An 18013-nucleotide genomic window follows, 5' to 3' on the forward strand; every position below is an offset into this window, starting at 1 on the left:
CTAAGAATCATCTAATCTCCATCAACACGAACAAAATTCGCTGGCAAAGCCCGCTCACTCACCGTCAAAGCCAGAGAAATGCCCCCTTGCTATTGTTCCTGATGGCCCCAGTGAAGTATTCTATGGGGCTACACCTTTATCAACTTTTGTAGTTCGGAACCCAAGATTGATGGAAAGACAGTACAATCCCCAGCAGATAGAAAAAGACGCCCAGCAGTACTGGCAACAAAGCGGTCTATTCAAGGCCCTGCCAGATAACGACAAGGAGAAGTTCTACTGCCTTTCCATGTTCCCCTACCCCAGTGGCCGTCTACATATGGGCCACGTACGTAACTACACCATAGGCGATGTGATCAGCCGTTTCCAGCGCATGCAAGGCAAGAACGTAATGCAGCCTATGGGTTGGGATGCCTTTGGTCTGCCAGCGGAAAATGCCGCCATCGACAACAAAACCGCACCGGCCAAATGGACCTACGCCAATATTGATTACATGAAAAACCAGTTGAAGTCGCTGGGTTTTGGCTATGACTGGGATCGTGAACTGGCCACCTGCCAACCGGATTATTACCGCTGGGAGCAATGGTTCTTTACCCGCCTGTATGAAAAAGGCTTGGTGTATAAGAAAAACGCCACGGTCAACTGGGATCCCATCGACCAAACGGTACTGGCCAATGAGCAGGTGATTGACGGTCGTGGCTGGCGCTCTGGGGCACTGGTCGAACAAAAAGAAATTCCACAGTGGTTTATCAAAATCACTGACTATGCTGAGCAGTTGCTGGCTGACCTGGATAAACTGGAAAGTTGGCCGGATCAGGTTAAAGCCATGCAGCGCAATTGGATTGGTCGCTCTGAAGGCATTGAAATGACCTTCCAGGTCAAAGACAGCGACGCCAGCTTCGATATCTACACCACGCGTCCAGATACCCTGATGGGCGTCACTTATGTTGCCCTGGCTGCCCAGCATCCGCTGGCATTGGAAGCGGCCAAGCAAAACCCGTCTTTAGCCGCCTTTATTGAAGAGTGTAAGAACACTAAAGTGGCTGAAGCCGATATGGCGACCATGGACAAAAAAGGCTGTGCCACAGGTATTACCGCTGTTCACCCTATTACAGGTGAAGACGTACCTGTCTGGGTTGCCAACTTTGTTTTGATGGATTACGGCTCCGGCGCAGTAATGGCCGTTCCTGGCCACGATCAGCGTGACTGGGAATTTGCCACAAAATATGGCTTGAAGATCCAACAAGTTATTGCCCCCAGCAATGGCGACGACGTAGATCTGTCCAAAGCGGCCTACACGGAAAAAGGCCTGCTGGTCAATTCCGGTGCATTCGATGGCCTGACCTCAGAACAAGCCTTCAACGCGATTGCCGATAAGTTAAGTGCCGAGGGTAAAGGCCAGCGCAAGGTAAACTATCGTTTGCGTGACTGGGGCGTATCTCGTCAGCGTTATTGGGGTGCCCCCATCCCAATGTTAAATTTACCAAACGGTGAATCTGTGCCCGTGGCTGCAGATGAATTGCCGGTGCGTTTGCCTGAAGATGTGGTAATGAATGGTGTCACCTCACCTATCAAGGCCGATCCAGAGTGGCGAAAAACCACCTATCAAGGCCAGCCTGCTGAGCGTGAAACCGATACCTTCGATACCTTTATGGAGTCGTCCTGGTATTACGCCCGTTACTGTTCAGCACAGTTCTCGCAGGGCATGCTGGATGCCAAGGAAGCCAATTACTGGTTGCCGGTCGATCAGTACATCGGCGGTATTGAGCACGCTATTTTGCATTTGCTTTACTCACGTTTCTTCCACAAGTTATTGCGTGATGAAGGCTTGGTGCAGTCTGATGAGCCGTTTAAGCGCCTGCTGTGTCAAGGTATGGTGCTGGCGGACTCTTTCTATCGCGAAGATGCCAAAGGTGCCAAAACCTGGTACTCCCCTGCTGATGTGGATGTAGAAAAAGACGAGAAAGGACGAGTTGTGCGCGCCATATTGCGCAGTGACGGCCAGGAAGTGATCCATGGCGGTATGACCAAAATGTCCAAGTCAAAGAACAACGGTATCAATCCGCAGGAAGTTATCGACCTGTACGGTGCAGATACCATACGTTTGTTTACCATGTTTGCTGCACCGCCCGAGCAAACCCTGGAATGGGTAGAGTCAGGAGTAGAAGGTGCCAACCGTTTCCTGAAACGTTTGTGGAAACTGGTACAAGATCATCTGGCCGCCGGTGAGGTCAGCGCCTTAAATACCGACGCACTGAATGCTGACCAAAAAGCCCTGCGCCGTGAGGTGCATAAGACTATCGCCAAAGTGTCAGACGATATCGGCCGGCGCCAAACCTTCAATACCGCCATTGCCGCGGTAATGGAACTGCTTAACCACCTGCAACGTGCACCGCAGCAAGAAGCGCAGGATCTGGCAGTGATGCGTGAAGGTATCGAAGTGATTCTGGCCCTGCTTAACCCCATCACCCCACATATTTGTCACAGTTTGTGGACCCAGCTTGGTCATCAAGACATCGAATACAGCCCCTGGCCACAGGTAGATGAATCTGCGCTGGTAGAAGATGAAAAACTTATCGTAGTACAGGTCAACGGCAAAGTGCGGGCCAAGCTGACAGTGGCCACCGATGCTACGCAAGAGCAAGTGCAGGCCCAGGCCCTGGAGCAAGAGAATGTGCGCCAGCATACCGAGGGTAAAACACTGCGTAAGGTAATTTACGTACCCGGCAAACTACTTAATATTGTGGCTAATTAATGGGCAGGCTGAGTGTCGTACTGATTGCAGCGCTGCTGCTGAGTGCATGCGGGTTCCATTTACGTGGAACCGGCTTACTGGGCGACAAAGTGACTAAGGTACATGTCGCCAGCGACAATCAGCATGCACCACTGCCACGTGTATTAAAGACCAGTTTAAAGGGATACAAGGTGCAGGTATTACCTGCACCACAAGAGCAGGAAATTACCCTCTACCTTTATCCCGAACAACTGGAGCGTAGTCTGTTATCCCTGTTTTCTACCGGCCAGGTAGCCGAGTACGAACTCAATTATCATGTGCGTTTCGAAGTCAGGCTACCGGGACAGGACGCTCAGTTGGTGGAATTCACCTTGAACCGTGAGTACCAGGATGACCCAAATGCCGTCTTGGCGAAGTCCAGGGAACTGAATCTGATCCTTGACGAGCTGCGTAAGCAAGCGGCTGATCGCATCATTCGTCAGTTGAGCCAGCTAACCGAACAGCAGCCCTGATGCAGCTTTATCCCAATCGCCTTCAAGATGCTCTGAATAAAGGCCTGGCAGCGTGTTACCTGATCTTTGGTGATGAGCCGCAGCAGAAACTGGAAAGTCTGGAAGCCATTCGCCAACAGGCTCGTCAGCAAGGTTTTGATGAGCGAACCTCATTGGTTGCGGACACTAGTTTTAACTGGAATCAGTTGCTGGAGGCCAGTCAAACCCTTTCCTTGTTCGCCAACCGACAGATTATCGAAGTTGAGATGCCAAGTGGCAAACCAGGCATTGAAGGGGCAAAAGTGCTCACACAGCTAGCTGAGCAGCAAAACCCCGATGTGTTACTTATTTTGCATGGGCCACGTATTGGCAAAGATGTGCAAAATGCCAAATGGTTTAAACACCTCGACAAGCACGGTGCTTATATTCCCTGCTACCCGCTGGAAGGCAAACAGCTAAGCGGTTGGATAACCGACCGTCTTCGCCGTGCTGGCCTGCAAGCCACACCCGATGTCACTAAGCTTCTAAGCGACTATTGTGAGGGTAATTTGCTGGCCGCCCGCCAGGAAATCGACAAGCTTGCGCTCCTCTATCCCGGTGGTCAGTTAGATCAGAGTAAGGCCGAGCAAGCGCTGGTTGATCAATCCCGTTTTAATGTTTTTCAACTAGTGGATGTATTACTGGCAGGCGATGCACAAAAAGCCGTAAAGATGCTGTATAGGCTTGAAAGCGAAGGAATAGAACCGACCATTGTATTATGGGCTTTGGTACGTGAATGGCAGACCCTATCAAATTTGCAGTTTGCCCGCAGCCAGGGACAGAACCTCTCAGGCCTCTGGAGCAAGTACAAAATCTGGAGCAATCGACAGTCTCTCTATCAGCAAGCCCTCCAGCGTTTGGATGCTAAGCATCTGCAGCAGATGCAAGGCAAGCTAGCCAGTCTGGACCAGGCGCTTAAGCAGTCAGCCTTGACCAGACCTTATATTGAATTATGCCACCTTTGCCTGCTATTTATTCCCATGCCACTTCAGGGTATCCCTCTGGAGTATACATGAGTGAGGTCATTGCATTATTTGGCGGCACCTTTGACCCCGTACATATGGGCCATCTGCATGCCGTTTCTGATGCAGCCAAACAGGTTGGGCTAACCAAGGTTCATCTGCTGCCCTGCCATATTCCACCGCATAAATCCGGGCCCAAGGTCAGTGCAGAACATCGGCTGGCCATGTTGGAACTGGTTTGCCAGGATTGGCCTTTGTTTTCGGTGGACAAGCGAGAGTTGGAGCGAGATACGCCTTCCTATACAGTTGAGACTCTGCGGCAGTTCCGTCAGGAATCGCCAAAGGCGGCACTGGTTTTTATCATAGGCATGGACTCATTAAAAAGTCTCGACAGCTGGTATCACTGGCCAGAGTTACTCAAGCTTTGCCACCTGTTGGTTTGCCAACGAGGAGACTGTCCCGCCGAGTTTAATCCGACCATTCAGGCCCTCTTGGCTCAGCACCAGACGGATAACCCAGAGCGTTTGAAAGACACCCCCTATGGTCATATTCTGCTGGCCGCAACTCGCGCGATACATCAGTCGTCCACCGCGTTGCGTCAAACGCTTGCCCAGGGCGGCCATGAGCCGGATTTGTTGCCCCCAGCCGTTCTGGCCTATATTCAGCAACACAAGCTGTATCAGGCGCCTTGTTAGGCATGCTAGAATATGCGCCCATTTTTTACTGCGGTTCAACCGCGAATTGAGCCTTTTTGTCTTGTAAGGAGAACCTTTGGAACACGAGCAGCTCAAACAATTTGTTATTGATAAAGTCGAGGATATGAAAGGCCGCGACCTTGTGGACTTGGATGTGGCCGAGAAATCCACCATCACCGATACCATGCTGGTATGCTCAGGTAACTCCAAACGCCATGTAGTGTCCATTGCGGAAAAAGTGGTCATCGAAGCTAAGCAAGCTGGCATCACGCCACTTAGCATCGAAGGTCAGGACACAGGTGAATGGGTGCTGGTGGATTTCGGCGATGTGATCTTGCATGTGATGCAGGATGAAGCCCGTGATTTCTACCAATTGGAAAAACTCTGGGGATAAGCTGAGGTGAAACTTCAACTTATCGCTGTCGGCACCAAAATGCCGGACTGGGTGGAAACGGGCTATAACGAATATGCCCGGCGCTTTCCGTCAGATATGCCGCTGCAATTGGTAGAGATAACCGCCGGGAAACGTGGCAAAAATGCAGATATTCAGCGCATTTTACACAAAGAAGGCGAGCAAATGCTGGCAGCCGTCCCCAAAGGAAACCGTATCGTGACGCTCGAGGTAACAGGCAAGCCCTGGGATACCGGCCAGCTCGCTGGGCAGATGCAGCGCTGGCAAATGGATGGGCGGGATGTCAGTCTGTTAGTCGGCGGGCCAGAGGGATTAGCGCCGCAATGTATACAGGCATCCGAGCAAAAGTGGTCTCTTTCAGCCCTGACCCTGCCTCATCCGCTGGTGCGTATTGTGCTGGCGGAAAGTCTTTACCGGGCCTGGTCGTTGAATAATAATCACCCCTATCATAGGGAGTGAGGTGTGGAAAATTAGTCGTTAATGCCACCAAAACGCATAACTATCCGAGATCATAGTGCTGAAGCAAATCTGTTTGCCAGGCGGACCGTCATTACCTTGCTTGGTATACTCGGCTTGTTGTGTGTGCTTATCAGTAATCTGTATTATTTACAGGTTACCCGCTTTCAGGATTACCAAACCCGCTCCAACGGCAATCGAATTAAAGTGTTGCCGGTCGCTCCAAATCGCGGTCTGATCTACGACAGAAACGGCGAATTGCTGGCCGAGAACCGTCCCTCATTCAGCCTGGAAGTCATCCCCGAACAAGTCGAGAACCTGGATAGCACACTGGCAGAGCTCGCTGAACTGTTAAATATCTCGTCTGAGGATATTGAAGATTTTCGCGAAGAGCTGAAAAGCCAGCGCCGCTTTAAACCCGTAGCATTAAAGACCCGTCTTAGTCATGAAGACGTGGCCAAATTTTCTGCCAAACAACATAGATACCCCGGGGTATCCGTCGAAGCACGCCTGACCCGACATTACCCTTATGGGGATACCCTTACCCATATGCTTGGTTATGTAGCTAAGATCAATAAAAAAGATCTGCAAAAACTGGTAGAGGCTGGGCAGGAAGACAACTATGCCGCCACTTACAATATCGGCAAGCAAGGTGTCGAGAAGTTCCATGAAGACAGGCTACATGGCCAGGTTGGTTATCAGGAAGTGGAAGTTAACAACCAGGGGCGAATCATTCGCACATTGGAATTTCAACCCCCGATCCCCGGCGATGATATTGTTCTGAATATCGACGTTAAACTACAAAAAGTTATACAAGATCTGATGGCCGGATACCGCGGCTCTGTGGTGGTTATAGACCCTAACAACGGTGCAGTGCAGGCACTGTACAGTAACCCCAGCTACGACCCTAACTTGTTTGTGCATGGCATTAGCAGCAAAGATTATCGCCAGTTGTTACAGTCTCCAGATCGGCCATTGATTAATCGCGCCACACAAGGCCAGTATCCTCCCGCCTCAACGGTTAAGCCTCACTTAGCCCTGCTGGGCTTGGAGGAAGAAGTCATTACCCCGCAGACGCGCATGTTTGACCGCGGCGTCTATCAGCTCAAAAATGTTGAGCGTCCCTGGCGAGACTGGAAAAAATGGGGGCACGGCTGGGTGGACGTCACTAAGTCCATTGAAGTGTCCTGTGATACCTTCTTCTACGACTTAGCCTACCGACTGGGCATAGATCGCATCAGCGATATGATGGTTAAATTCGGATTTGGCGATTATACCGGCATAGACTTATACGAGGAATCAGACGGCAACATGCCCAGCCGCGGCTGGAAACGCGCAAAACATAATCAGCCCTGGTATATCGGCGATACTATATCGGTGGGTATTGGCCAAAGTTACTGGACCACCACCCCCCTCCAATTAGCTAAATCTGTAACCGTGCTGGTCAATCATGGCACACGTTACGTACCCCAGTTGCTGCGTGGACGCTATGTGGATGGTCAATTGCAACTGAATGAACCTCGCGAATTGGCGCCACTGGTATTAAAACATCCTGAGAACTGGGATGTAGTGATGGACGCCATGTACGGCACCGTCAATCGTGAACATGGCACCGCACGCAAAGCGTTCAAAGACACTAAGTACATCTCCGCCGGTAAAACCGGTACGGCACAGGTCATTAGTATTGCCGAAGGCGAAGAGTATGATGCTGAAAAGATTGCTGAGCATCATAGGGATAACGCCATGTATATAGGTTATGCACCTTATGATAATCCGCAGATAGTGGTTACTGTTGCCATGGAAAACGCCGGCGGTGGCAGCTCTCAAGCAGCCCCTATTGCACGCCAGGTAATGGACTATTTCTTTACCATCCACCCACTTGAGTCTCATGCAGAAAACCAAGTTAGATCCGAATAAGCGAAGTATCTGGCAAAAGATACACATTGACCTGCCATTGCTGCTGGGGCTGCTTACCCTTATGGGCGTGGGCCTGTTTGTTATCTATAGCGCAGGCGGACAAGACTGGGATCTGATCAAGCGACAGTTAATTCGCTTGGCGCTGGCACTCACTGTGATGTTAGTGGTCGCACAAATCCCTCCTCTTGCTTACCGCCGCTTATCCGTGCATTTTTATGTGGTTGGCATATTAATGCTGGTGGCAGTGTTAGCCATAGGGACAGTAGGTAAAGGCGCGCAGCGCTGGCTGGATCTCGGCTTTATGCGCTTTCAGCCATCTGAAATCATGAAGTTGGCGGTGCCTATGATGATGGCTTGGTATATCAGCCGCTTTAATTTGCCCCCCAGACTCTTGCATATTGTCGGCGGTTTTTTACTGCTGGTCGTCCCCACTCTACTTATCGCCAAACAACCGGACCTGGGCACCTCATTGCTGATTGCCAGCTCTGGACTATTTGTGCTGTTTTTGGCGGGCATGAGTTGGAAGCTAATTGGCTCAGTGGCCGTATTGGCCTCCGCCTTTGCACCTGTGATGTGGTTTTTCCTAATGAAAGACTATCAAAAACAACGTGTACTGACCTTTTTGAATCCCGAGTCGGATCCTCTCGGTTCCGGCTATCATATTATTCAATCTAAAATTGCTATTGGCTCGGGTGGCTTTTCTGGCAAGGGATGGCTGCATGGTACACAGTCACAATTGGAGTTTTTGCCTGAGCGTCACACTGATTTTATCTTTGCAGTCTTCAGCGAGGAATTCGGCTTTACCGGCATCCTGCTGCTGCTAGTTTTATATTGTTTTATCATTGTACGTGGCATGATTATCGCCACCCGAGCCCAAGAGGCATACAGTAAGTTGTTGGCAGGCAGTCTCACGCTAACCTTTTTTGTCTATGTATTTGTCAACATGGGCATGGTTTCGGGCATTTTGCCGGTAGTTGGTGTTCCACTGCCGTTAGTCAGCTATGGCGGTACATCCATGGTGACATTGCTGGCGGGTTTTGGCATGCTGATGGCCATTGGTACACAAAGACGTCTGTTATCAAGATAGAAGAACAACATGAGACTATTGTTGGCCATTTCCCTGACAACTCTAATTGCAGCTTGCAGTACAGCTCCCACAGGACGCTACAGTCAGCGGCATGATTCTGCACCACATCGTTTGCCCACCGAGATTTCATTGCATGACGCGGTGCCGACTTATGAAGACCAAAGCCGGGGTGGCAATGCCCCATACCAGGTATTTGGGCAGCACTACACCCCCATCGAAACAGCCAAAGACTTTCAACAACAAGGTGAAGCCTCCTGGTATGGTCAGAAATTTCATGGGCATTTGACCTCAAACGGCGAAGTTTACGATATGTATGCCATGACGGCAGCACATAAAACCCTGCCCCTTCCCTCATTTGTACGAGTGACCAACCTGGTCAATAACAAACAGGTCATAGTACGGGTTAATGATCGAGGTCCTTTTCACGGTGGGCGAATCATTGATTTGTCCTACGCTGCTGCGATGAAACTGGATATGCTTAAGACGGGCACAACCAAAGTTAAACTGGATGCCATTCATGTGGAACCAGATGGCACAGTGATGATCGCCGGGGAGCCTCAATTACCGCCTCTAAAACCTGTCGATGGCCTAACCAAAGCTTGGTTTGTACAAGTTGCCGCTCTTTCTGATGGTGCACGTGCTGAGCAGCTAGCCAAAGGGTTGGAAACGCTTTATCAACTCCCCACTCACGTGCCTCAGGATAATGGTATTTATCGCTTGCGATTAGGTCCGCTCGATGACGAAGGCCATGCCAGACAGTTGATGGAAGAGCTTAAACGGAACGGCTATGACAAAGCCTATCCGTTGTATGCACCACACTAGCGCCCTTAACAGCAAGAATAATCGGACAATTAAGCTAAGTTGCGGCACTTTTTCGGCTAAATACACTCTAAAACTCGCTAACCTGGCGGCACAAGACAAGTGATTAATGTTATATTGTCGCTCCAGCTGTGATTGACACCGTAACCGTCAGGAATCGGTGTGCAATAGAACATGACAGATACAATAAAGTGGACGGGTAATGCTTAAAACCAAACTTTCTTCGACGACATCAGTTGTCAGTTTCATCTTCCTACTCTTCAGTACTTTCTCTTATGCGGCCGTGGTCATTCCGAGCCCTCCAGAAGTTGCTGCCAAGGGCTATGTCCTGATGGACTTTAATACCGGCAAAGTCATCGGCGAAAGCAATGCGGATATTCGTCTAGCACCCGCCAGCCTGACCAAAATTATGACCGCCTATGTGATTGGCATGGAGCTGAAAAGCGGTGCCATCAAAATGGATGATATGGTCACCGTTTCTCAGAATGCCTGGGCTAAGAACTTCCCTGAATCTTCTAAAATGTTTATTGAAGTGGGCAAGCAGGTCAAAGTATCTGATTTGATCCACGGCATTATTGTGCAGTCGGGTAATGATGCATGCGTCGCTATGGCAGAGCACATTGCCGGCAGTGAAGAAGCCTTCGCCAGCATGATGAACAGCTATGCAGAAAAATTGGGCATGACCTCTACCCATTTTGTTAACAGTCATGGCTTGGATGATGCTAACCATTACACCACACCTCGTGACATGGCTTTGCTTTCAGAAGCAATCATCCGCGATGTGCCTCAGGTTTACGAGGTTTACTCGGTTAAAGAGTTTGAATACAACGGCATCAAACAATACAACCGTAACGGCTTGCTGTGGGACAAAAGCCTGAATGTTGACGGTATCAAAACCGGTCACACCAATGATGCAGGTTACAGCCTGATCACATCCGCCACTCAGGATGATATGCGTTTGATTTCTGTGGTAATGGGTACCGACAGCGAGCGCACCCGTAAAGAAGAAAATCGTAAGCTGTTAAAGTACGGTTTTCGTTTCTTTGAAACCATCGTCCCTTACAAGGCTGGCGAGAGTTTTGTTTCGCACAAGATCTTCATGGGCGACAAAGATACGGTGGATTTGGGTATAAGCGCAGACACACCTATCACCATCCCCCGTGGCCAACGTAAAAACCTTCAGGCCAACTTTGAGCTGAACAAAAAGCTGGAAGCACCATTGGCTAAGGGTGAAGTGGTGGGTACTCTGTATCTACAACTGGATGGCGAAGATGTTGCCCAGTACCCGTTAGTAACTCTGCAAGAAGTTCAGGAAGGCGGACTATTCAAGCGCCTGATGGACTGGGCTAAAATGAGTGTAGGCCTAGACGGCTAAAGATAAAAAAGGGGGCATACGCCCCTTTTTTTATGGTACCGGATACCAAAGTTCTTTTCTTGTCAGCGGCGTCTGCGCTGGAAGAATCGGATTATCCAGATGCAAGATAGTGCGTTTCTCCAACCCGGCGTTTTCCAGCATGGCTTTATGTTCAAACATAAAGAGCTCATCAAACTTGCCGTTAGCAATAATTTTTTCCAACCCGCTTTCAATCAACTTAGCCAGCACGACATTTTTACGATTAACAAAGAAGTACGTTGCGGTGGGATAGTAAAGTGCCACATTGCGATCAATGCTCAGTGGTTGCTGATCAACATGCAATTCAAACTCATACCAGATTTCAACGACAGAGCGCGGAAGAAAATCGCCACGTTCCTGCTCCAGCACAGTGAACAACTGATCGTAGTCTTCAGCCAATACCACTTCAAAACCGCTGGCCTGCAAAATCTTCGTATCTGGCCAGTCACTGCCGGAAATTGGCCTGAAATTCAGCAACCCTTCAAGGTTATTGATATTAGTAAAGTTGGCACGACTGCCAATTTTGACCAGAGGTAAGCGTAAGCCAATCAGGCCCTTAAAGATCGGGATACGAATGGGTAACAGGTCTTCTTCGCGCTGGTTGTCAGTCATGCTCCACAGCACGTTAATTTCGCGGTTAGACTCAAGCTGACTGATGGCTTTACCCTGTAACATGATTCGGTCACTGGCAGTCAGATTAAAGTTAACCCCGGTGTGCTCAAGGGCCAGGGTAAGAAGCTCAACCGGATAACGAGTACGATCATCCAGCTCCGACATGGGCCTTGGATAAACTATATTCCAGGTGGCTGCAGCCACTGTGCTGCTAAACCATAATCCTGCAAATGCCAACAATAATTTGGACTTCAACATGTTACTCTCTTCACAACAGCATAAAGCTATTCTATGCCTATATACTTGTGGGTTTGAAGGGATAAACGCCAATTGCGTTGAATACAGGTCGCTACGGCCAAATCTGTGGCGCGTTTTTGCTGGCTGATAGGTTGCAGAAAGATTTGTGCGGCGGGATTAGTCGCCGGTCTTGCCAACAAAGCATCTAACTCTTCGACGTGTTTGATCATGGCGATGGGATGTTTAATCTCATCTGCGCGTGCTAATGCCTGATCGACTATTTCATAGCCGCCCTGCATATTCACTTTAGGCGACAGGGTGACCCAGGTTTTATCATCTACCAGGATTTCAAAGGTACCACTGGTTTCAATTTGCACGGAATACCCTGCATCAATCAGTACGCTTGTCAGCGGTCTGAGGTCGTACATGGCAGGTTCACCGCCAGTGATCACTACATGTTTTGCCACATACCCTTGCGTGGCAAACAACCTGAGAATGCCATCAGCTGTCTCGCTGAACCAGCTATCATCCGGCGCTTGTTTAACCAGCACCTGTTGAACACTTTGCTCGCGCTCAGGATTAACCTCCCAGGTATGCTTGGTATCACACCAGGGGCAACCAACCGGGCAGCCCTGCAGACGGATAAAAATTGCCGGCATGCCGGTAAAGCTGCCCTCGCCCTGAATGGTTTCGAACATTTCATTGATTTTCAGGCTGTTGCTCAAAGGATATTCCTGCATGTAAATAAGCGATACCGACCGCCCCTGAACATAGAGCCTGGTCGGACAAAACTGGTATGATTAGCACCAAGTTGGCAGATTATAGAGAAGGCAGCCAGATGGCACAAAAAGTAGTAGTGATTTTTTCCGGAGGCATGGACTCCTTTACGGTACTCAACAAAGCACATCGTGAAGGGTTCGAGGTATATGCACTGTCCTTTGACTATGGTCAGCGTCACAAGAAAGAACTGGCCTATGCCGCCAAGGTATGTGAAACCTTGGGCGTTCACCACAAGGTGGTGGACATCAGTGCGATTAATCAACTAATTGGCAATTCTTCACTAACCAGCACAGATATTGACGTGGCTGAAGGCCATTATGCCGCAGAGAACATGAAAAACACTGTGGTGCCCAATCGCAATATGATCCTGCTGTCCATGGCAGTGGGCTACGCTGTGTCGCTTGGTGCCAGCAAAGTCTATTATGGTGCTCACTCCGGCGACCACAACATCTACCCTGACTGTCGTCCGGAATTCGTGATTAAAATGAATGATGTATGTGCCATCGCTAACTATGAGCCAGTGGAAATAGTCAGCCCCTATTTGCATGAAAGCAAAATAGCTATTCTCACTGACGGACTTGCCATGGGATTAGACTACAGCCAAACCTGGACCTGCTATAACGGCAGAGAAAAAGCCTGCGGGAAATGTGGCGCCTGTAATGAAAGGTTAGAGGCATTTGCCGAAAACGGAGTCACCGACCCCCTGCCCTACGAATAGCCATAATAAAAAGCCGCCCTTAGGCGGCTTTTTATTAGGTATTCTTACTGGCGAAATAGGCTAACTCTCGAATACAGTGTTTCAGCACGGGATTCAGTATGGTGTTTTTACCGTTAATCGCATAAAACTCGTGCTTAAAGCTAAAGTCTATTCCACCTACCTGCACCAGCCCCAAACCAGGGTTGTTGTTAACCAGTGAGTGTGGGAGTAGTCCCAGATAATTCCCCGTCAGTATCGCCGCCATACAGGACTCAAACGAATCGGAGAAGGTGTGAATCGACATGCGCTGATTCTCACCAATGTAGTTCGATGAGGATAAACCTGTGATGCCGATTGAGGCATAATCCTCTAGGCGTACCTTATCTGGAAATTCATCCCGGTACTTGGCTAGCGGGTGCGACTCGTGGCAATAAAGTCCACCACTGTTAGCCACACCTAGGGGATGAAATACCAGGGATTCAGGCTTCACCATATCATAGCTGGATACCACTAAATGACATTCCCCAGACAGCGCCACGTGCTCGACTTCATTGTAAAGACGAGTTTGGATATTGAAATGAATGTCATCAAACTTCTGCATGGTACTTTTTACCGCCTGACTAACCGCTTGAGACAAGCTCATCGGCAAGCTGGACATTAGCACTAGGGTGATATGACCTGAATAGTCATCATGCAAGCTTTTGAGATTGAAAACAAAATTGTCGAAGGCATTAAAAATTCGCTTGGTTTCCTGAAAAACCACTTCACCTTCTTTGGTCATTTGGAAACCACCGCGACCACGATGACACAACACCAAATCCAGTCGCTCTTCCAATTTTTTGATTGCAGCACTGATGTTGGGGCGTTGCATACGCAACACAGGTTCAGCCGCGGTAAAGCCATTACAGGACGCTACAGCGTAAAACACCCGCAACAGTTTGATATCAGATTCTTGTAGTCTGTTTAGCATATGGGTCCAGATCTTATAGGTATGCCAAAAGATACTACACTTGTTTAGACCAGCCTTGCAAACAACAATTTATCGGTTACAGGTATATTTCATCACCCTGTAACCGGTACTTGTCGCGGATATTGGCTTATTTGTCACGAAATAGCGACTAATTGCTGGCGTAATTGCTCGATCTGGTCTCTTACCGCAGCAGCTTGTTCGAACTCCAGTTCTCTGGCGTGTTTGAACATTTTTGTCTCAAGTTCAGAAATTTCATGCAGCAGCTTATCGGGCGAATTCGCTTTATAACCCTTGGATCTTTCTGCCACTTTCGCCAGGCGCTCGCTACGATTGCGATCACCGAGATCCATAACATCGGTGATAGGTTTATTCAAAGCCTGCGGTTTAATACCATGTGCTTCATTATAAGCTTGCTGTTTCTCACGACGCCTATTGGTTTCGTCAATGGCCCGCTGCATCGAGCCGGTGATAACATCGCCATACAGAATCGCCCGGCCATTAGGGTGGCGAGCCGCGCGCCCGATAGTCTGAATCAATGATCGATCGGAACGCAGAAACCCCTCCTTGTCAGCATCCAGAATGGCCACCAGCGAGACTTCCGGCATATCCAAACCTTCGCGTAACAGGTTAATACCCACCAGCACGTCAAACTTACCCAGACGCAAATCACGGATAATTTCCATTCGCTCAACCGTATCGATATCTGAGTGCAGATAACGCACTTTGACCCCGTGTTCATCCAGGTAATCGCTCAGATCCTCTGCCATACGCTTAGTCAACGTAGTAACCAATACGCGTTCGTTCACCGCAACCCGCTTACGCACTTCGGAGAGCAGGTCATCCACTTGGGTACCTACCGGGCGGACTTCCAATTCAGGGTCAACCAAGCCAGTAGGCCTGACTACCTGCTCCACAATGTCGCCAGCAGACTTCTCCAGTTCATATTTTCCCGGCGTAGCTGACACGTATATGGTCTGGGGCGACATTTGTTCAAACTCTTCGAACTTAAGCGGCCGGTTATCAAGTGCAGACGGTAGACGGAAACCGTACTCTACCAACGTTTCCTTGCGCGAACGGTCGCCTTTATACATGGCCCCAATCTGCGACACAGTTACATGAGATTCATCAATAAACAGCAAACCGTCAGCAGGGAAATAGTCGATCAGGGTCGGGGGCGGTTCGCCTGGTGCCCTGCCGGATAAATAGCGCGAGTAGTTTTCAATACCAGAGCAGTAGCCCAATTCCAGCATCATCTCGACATCAAACTGACAGCGCTGTGCTATGCGTTGCTCTTCAATCAGCTTATTCACGCTTTTTAGCTGCTCACGTCGTTCCTTTAATTCCACCTTGATATGCTCTATGGCATCCAGGATTTTCTCTCTGGGGGTAACATAGTGAGTCTTAGGAAAGACAGTGGCGCGCGCCACGGACTTTTCAATAGCGCCAGTGAGCGGATCAAACAGGCTGATCTTCTCAATCTCTTCGTCGAATAATTCGACCCTGACGCCCTGACGATCTGAGTCTGCGGGAAAAATGTCGATGACATCCCCACGTACACGAAAAGTACCGCGCTCAAAACTCACATCGTTACGGGTATATTGCAGTTCAGCCAGGCGACGCAGAATATCGCGCTGATCCATCAGATCGCCCTGACGCAAATGCAACAGCATTTTCATGTAGGACTCGGGATCGCCTAAGCCGTATATGGCTGACACACTGGAGACAATCACGACATCTCGCCGCTCCATCAGGGCTTTGGTCGCCGATAAGCGCATCTGCTCGATATGGTCATTGATAGACGCATCTTTCTCAATAAACGTATCTGTAGTAGGTACGTAGGCTTCTGGCTGATAGTAATCGTAGTAAGAAACGAAATACTCCACTGCGTTGTTAGGGAAGAACTCTTTCATCTCCCCATATAACTGGGCGGCCAGGGTCTTATTGTGTGCCAGGATCAGCGTGGGTCGCTGCACCTTTTCAATCACACTGGCCATGGTAAAGGTCTTACCGGAACCCGTTACCCCAAGCAGGGTTTGACACGCAAGGCCACTATCCAGCCCTTCCACTAGTGCTTCTATGGCCTTAGGTTGGTCGCCAGCAGGACGGTAGCTAGCCCTGAGTTCAAATCCTCGGTTCATCCTGCGACCTCCTGTGTCTGCTGCAACTGATATTCTTCTTCCAACAATCGTTTAAACCAGAAAAACGCCACCAGGGCAGTCAGCAAATTCGCCAATATTCCGGCAGCGAACATACCCGGCAGTTCGTACAAGCGACTGCCCAAATAGGAAATAGGTACGAAAAACACAAACAACCTCAGCAAGCTAAGCAGCAGCGCACTCATGGGTTTATGCATCGCATTTAAGGACGAGTTAGTCAGAATGATAATGCCCTGAAGACCGTAACCGAGCGGCACTATCATTAAAAACAGTTGGATCAGCTCTGCCACCTGTTGCTCTTCAGCAAAAGCCATCGCAATTAACGGAGAGGCAATCCAGAGTAATAAAAAGATCCCAAACTGCCACAGCATGACAAAACGCATACACAGCAGGTAGCCTTCTTTAACCCTGTCAATGCGGCCAGCTCCGAAATTCTGGCTGATAAAGGGCGGCAAACTCATCGACAGTGCCAATACAACAATACAAGCTATGGACTCCAGACGATTACCTACCCCCCAGGTAGCCACCGCTTCAGCACCATAAGTGGCGACAATAGCCGTTAACACGCCATTGGCGATTGGCGTCAGCATATTGGCACCCGCAGCAGGTAAGCCAATCTTTAGCACAGCACGACTGGTCATGCGAAACTCACTGAGCGTCAACAAGCGAGGCAGAACCAGTTCCCTTTGTGCTACCAGCAGATACAAAATATAAACGCAGCCAAACATCCAGGCTATCATGGTCGCGATAGCGGCACCCTGTATACCTAGTGCGGGAAATGGCCCCCAACCAAAGATCAATAAAGGATCTAATATAGCGTTAATCAGTCCCCCAACGGCCATAACAGCACTGGGTGTTTTGGTGTCACCGAAGGCGCGAAGTACCGCGTTGCCCACCATAGGTAAGGCTAAAAACACACCGGCAACATACCAGATGTGCATGTAGTCGCGAATATGCACAAGTTGTGATTCGGATGCCCCAAGTAAACGGAACACCGGATCAATGGTTAGAAAGCCTGCTACGGCCAAAATTCCAACCAGCAAAAAGGATAACATCAATGCGCCGGTACCAAACTCCTTGGCCAGATGTGCATTACCCGACCCCAGATAACGAGCGATAGTGGCTGATGTTCCTATTCCCAGGCCAATATTCAAACTGATTAGGGTAAAGGTAACAGGAAAAGTAAAACTGATTGCCGCAAGCTCTTCGGTGCCAAGTAAACTCACAAAAAAAGTGTCGACCAAACCAAATGTCATCAGCATCACCATGCCCATAATCATGGGAAGGGTCATTCTTTTCAGCGTGCTGGCAATAGGCTGGTTTATCAAATCATGGCTGGCAGAAGATCGCACAATATCGCTCAGTCTTTAAAAGGGGCTCACATAATAAGGGAGGATCCATCAGAAGACCATCCAATAGACAGTCAGCATTTGTGTAGAAATGTGAGCATTTCCCCTTTCAGGTTTAGCAATCGATGACGGCGGGCTAAGTCAAGCGCTATAAAAATAGAACTTGCGTTATCCATTTAATCGACTGATTTAAAGGAAAATTTAATTTCC

At 49.2% G+C, this 18013-nt stretch carries 16 protein-coding genes; 11 read left to right on the forward strand and 5 right to left on the reverse strand.

Annotation, left to right across the window (positions count from 1 at the left end):
* The first annotated feature begins 169 nt into the window (after positions 1-169).
* From leuS to KJY73_RS18575, 10 genes are all read left to right on the forward strand, one after another.
* Positions 170-2752, forward strand: coding sequence for a leucine--tRNA ligase (gene leuS / locus KJY73_RS18530; protein WP_214345151.1), 2583 nt, complete (start codon positions 170-172; stop codon positions 2750-2752).
* Complete coding sequence (locus KJY73_RS18535) at positions 2752-3243, forward strand: LPS-assembly lipoprotein LptE (protein ID WP_214345152.1); 492 nt, start codon at positions 2752-2754, stop codon at positions 3241-3243. Before leuS ends, KJY73_RS18535 begins: the two co-directional genes overlap by 1 nt.
* Entirely contained in the window at positions 3243-4277 is a 1035-nt protein-coding gene (holA, locus tag KJY73_RS18540; RefSeq protein ID WP_214345153.1) for a DNA polymerase III subunit delta, read from the forward strand. The genes KJY73_RS18535 and holA overlap by 1 nt, the downstream gene beginning before the upstream one ends.
* Positions 4274-4918, forward strand: coding sequence for a nicotinate-nucleotide adenylyltransferase (nadD, locus tag KJY73_RS18545; protein ID WP_214345154.1), 645 nt, complete (start codon positions 4274-4276; stop codon positions 4916-4918). Before holA ends, nadD begins: the two co-directional genes overlap by 4 nt.
* A gap of 76 nt (positions 4919-4994) precedes the next feature.
* Positions 4995-5312 (forward strand): ribosome silencing factor, encoded by a 318-nt coding sequence (gene rsfS / locus KJY73_RS18550; RefSeq protein ID WP_206594779.1) that lies wholly within the window; start codon positions 4995-4997, stop codon positions 5310-5312.
* Between the two features lie 6 nt (positions 5313-5318).
* A complete protein-coding gene (gene rlmH / locus KJY73_RS18555) occupies positions 5319-5789 on the forward strand; it encodes a 23S rRNA (pseudouridine(1915)-N(3))-methyltransferase RlmH (protein ID WP_214345155.1) in 471 nt (156 codons plus the stop codon).
* A 21-nt stretch (positions 5790-5810) separates the two neighbouring features.
* Positions 5811-7703 carry a penicillin-binding protein 2 gene (gene mrdA, locus KJY73_RS18560; protein ID WP_214345156.1) on the forward strand — a complete coding sequence of 631 codons (1893 nt, stop codon included), beginning with the start codon at positions 5811-5813 and terminating at the stop codon, positions 7701-7703.
* Positions 7675-8790: a rod shape-determining protein RodA gene (rodA, locus tag KJY73_RS18565; protein WP_214345157.1), complete on the forward strand. Its 1116-nt coding sequence runs from the start codon at positions 7675-7677 to the stop codon at positions 8788-8790. Before mrdA ends, rodA begins: the two co-directional genes overlap by 29 nt.
* 9 nt (positions 8791-8799) lie before the next feature.
* Positions 8800-9612 (forward strand): septal ring lytic transglycosylase RlpA family protein, encoded by an 813-nt coding sequence (locus tag KJY73_RS18570; RefSeq protein WP_214345158.1) that lies wholly within the window; start codon positions 8800-8802, stop codon positions 9610-9612.
* 199 nt (positions 9613-9811) lie between these two features.
* On the forward strand, positions 9812-10984 hold the full coding sequence (locus KJY73_RS18575) for a serine hydrolase (protein ID WP_214345159.1): 1173 nt from the start codon (positions 9812-9814) through the stop codon (positions 10982-10984).
* Between the two features lie 30 nt (positions 10985-11014).
* On the opposite strand, the gene KJY73_RS18580 is transcribed toward KJY73_RS18575, so the two are convergent.
* The gene (locus KJY73_RS18580; RefSeq protein WP_214345160.1) at positions 11015-11872 is read right to left on the reverse strand and encodes a transporter substrate-binding domain-containing protein; all 858 of its coding nucleotides are present in this window, start codon (positions 11870-11872) and stop codon (positions 11015-11017) included.
* A 26-nt stretch (positions 11873-11898) separates the two neighbouring features.
* Complete coding sequence (gene queE, locus KJY73_RS18585) at positions 11899-12549, reverse strand: 7-carboxy-7-deazaguanine synthase QueE (protein WP_232848774.1); 651 nt, start codon at positions 12547-12549, stop codon at positions 11899-11901.
* 140 nt (positions 12550-12689) lie between these two features.
* Here queE and queC point away from each other — a divergent pair, with 140 nt between their 5' ends.
* Positions 12690-13349, forward strand: a complete 660-nt coding sequence (gene queC / locus KJY73_RS18590; protein WP_214345162.1) for a 7-cyano-7-deazaguanine synthase QueC — start codon at positions 12690-12692, stop codon at positions 13347-13349.
* Between the two features lie 34 nt (positions 13350-13383).
* Here the strand turns inward: queC and KJY73_RS18595 are convergent, their stop codons facing one another.
* From KJY73_RS18595 to KJY73_RS18605, 3 genes are all read right to left on the reverse strand, one after another.
* Positions 13384-14298, reverse strand: coding sequence for a LysR family transcriptional regulator (locus KJY73_RS18595; RefSeq protein ID WP_214345163.1), 915 nt, complete (start codon positions 14296-14298; stop codon positions 13384-13386).
* Positions 14299-14432: 134 nt separating this feature from the next.
* Entirely contained in the window at positions 14433-16436 is a 2004-nt protein-coding gene (gene uvrB, locus KJY73_RS18600; protein ID WP_214345164.1) for an excinuclease ABC subunit UvrB, read from the reverse strand.
* The gene (locus tag KJY73_RS18605) at positions 16433-17809 is read right to left on the reverse strand and encodes an MATE family efflux transporter (RefSeq protein ID WP_408611401.1); all 1377 of its coding nucleotides are present in this window, start codon (positions 17807-17809) and stop codon (positions 16433-16435) included. The genes uvrB and KJY73_RS18605 overlap by 4 nt, the downstream gene beginning before the upstream one ends.
* Positions 17810-18013: the final 204 nt, after the last annotated feature.

Origin of the sequence: Bowmanella yangjiangensis, from assembly GCF_018531185.1 — a bacterium.
GTDB lineage: Bacteria > Pseudomonadota > Gammaproteobacteria > Enterobacterales > Alteromonadaceae > Bowmanella > Bowmanella yangjiangensis.

Excerpts from the sequence above, each read along its gene's own strand:
- leuS (WP_214345151.1), top strand. The coding sequence starts at position 170 with ATGGAAAGACAGTACAATCCCCAGCAGATAGAAAAAGACGCCCAGCAG.
- KJY73_RS18535 (WP_214345152.1), top strand. The coding sequence starts at position 2,752 with ATGGGCAGGCTGAGTGTCGTACTGATTGCAGCGCTGCTGCTGAGTGCA.
- holA (WP_214345153.1), top strand. The coding sequence starts at position 3,243 with ATGCAGCTTTATCCCAATCGCCTTCAAGATGCTCTGAATAAAGGCCTG.
- nadD (WP_214345154.1), top strand. The coding sequence starts at position 4,274 with ATGAGTGAGGTCATTGCATTATTTGGCGGCACCTTTGACCCCGTACAT.
- mrdA (WP_214345156.1), top strand. The coding sequence starts at position 5,811 with ATGCCACCAAAACGCATAACTATCCGAGATCATAGTGCTGAAGCAAAT.
- rodA (WP_214345157.1), top strand. The coding sequence starts at position 7,675 with ATGCAGAAAACCAAGTTAGATCCGAATAAGCGAAGTATCTGGCAAAAG.
- KJY73_RS18570 (WP_214345158.1), top strand. The coding sequence starts at position 8,800 with ATGAGACTATTGTTGGCCATTTCCCTGACAACTCTAATTGCAGCTTGC.
- KJY73_RS18575 (WP_214345159.1), top strand. The coding sequence starts at position 9,812 with ATGCTTAAAACCAAACTTTCTTCGACGACATCAGTTGTCAGTTTCATC.
- KJY73_RS18580 (WP_214345160.1), bottom strand. The coding sequence starts at position 11,872 with ATGTTGAAGTCCAAATTATTGTTGGCATTTGCAGGATTATGGTTTAGC.
- queE (WP_232848774.1), bottom strand. The coding sequence starts at position 12,549 with ATGTTCGAAACCATTCAGGGCGAGGGCAGCTTTACCGGCATGCCGGCA.
- queC (WP_214345162.1), top strand. The coding sequence starts at position 12,690 with ATGGCACAAAAAGTAGTAGTGATTTTTTCCGGAGGCATGGACTCCTTT.
- KJY73_RS18595 (WP_214345163.1), bottom strand. The coding sequence starts at position 14,298 with ATGCTAAACAGACTACAAGAATCTGATATCAAACTGTTGCGGGTGTTT.
- uvrB (WP_214345164.1), bottom strand. The coding sequence starts at position 16,436 with ATGAACCGAGGATTTGAACTCAGGGCTAGCTACCGTCCTGCTGGCGAC.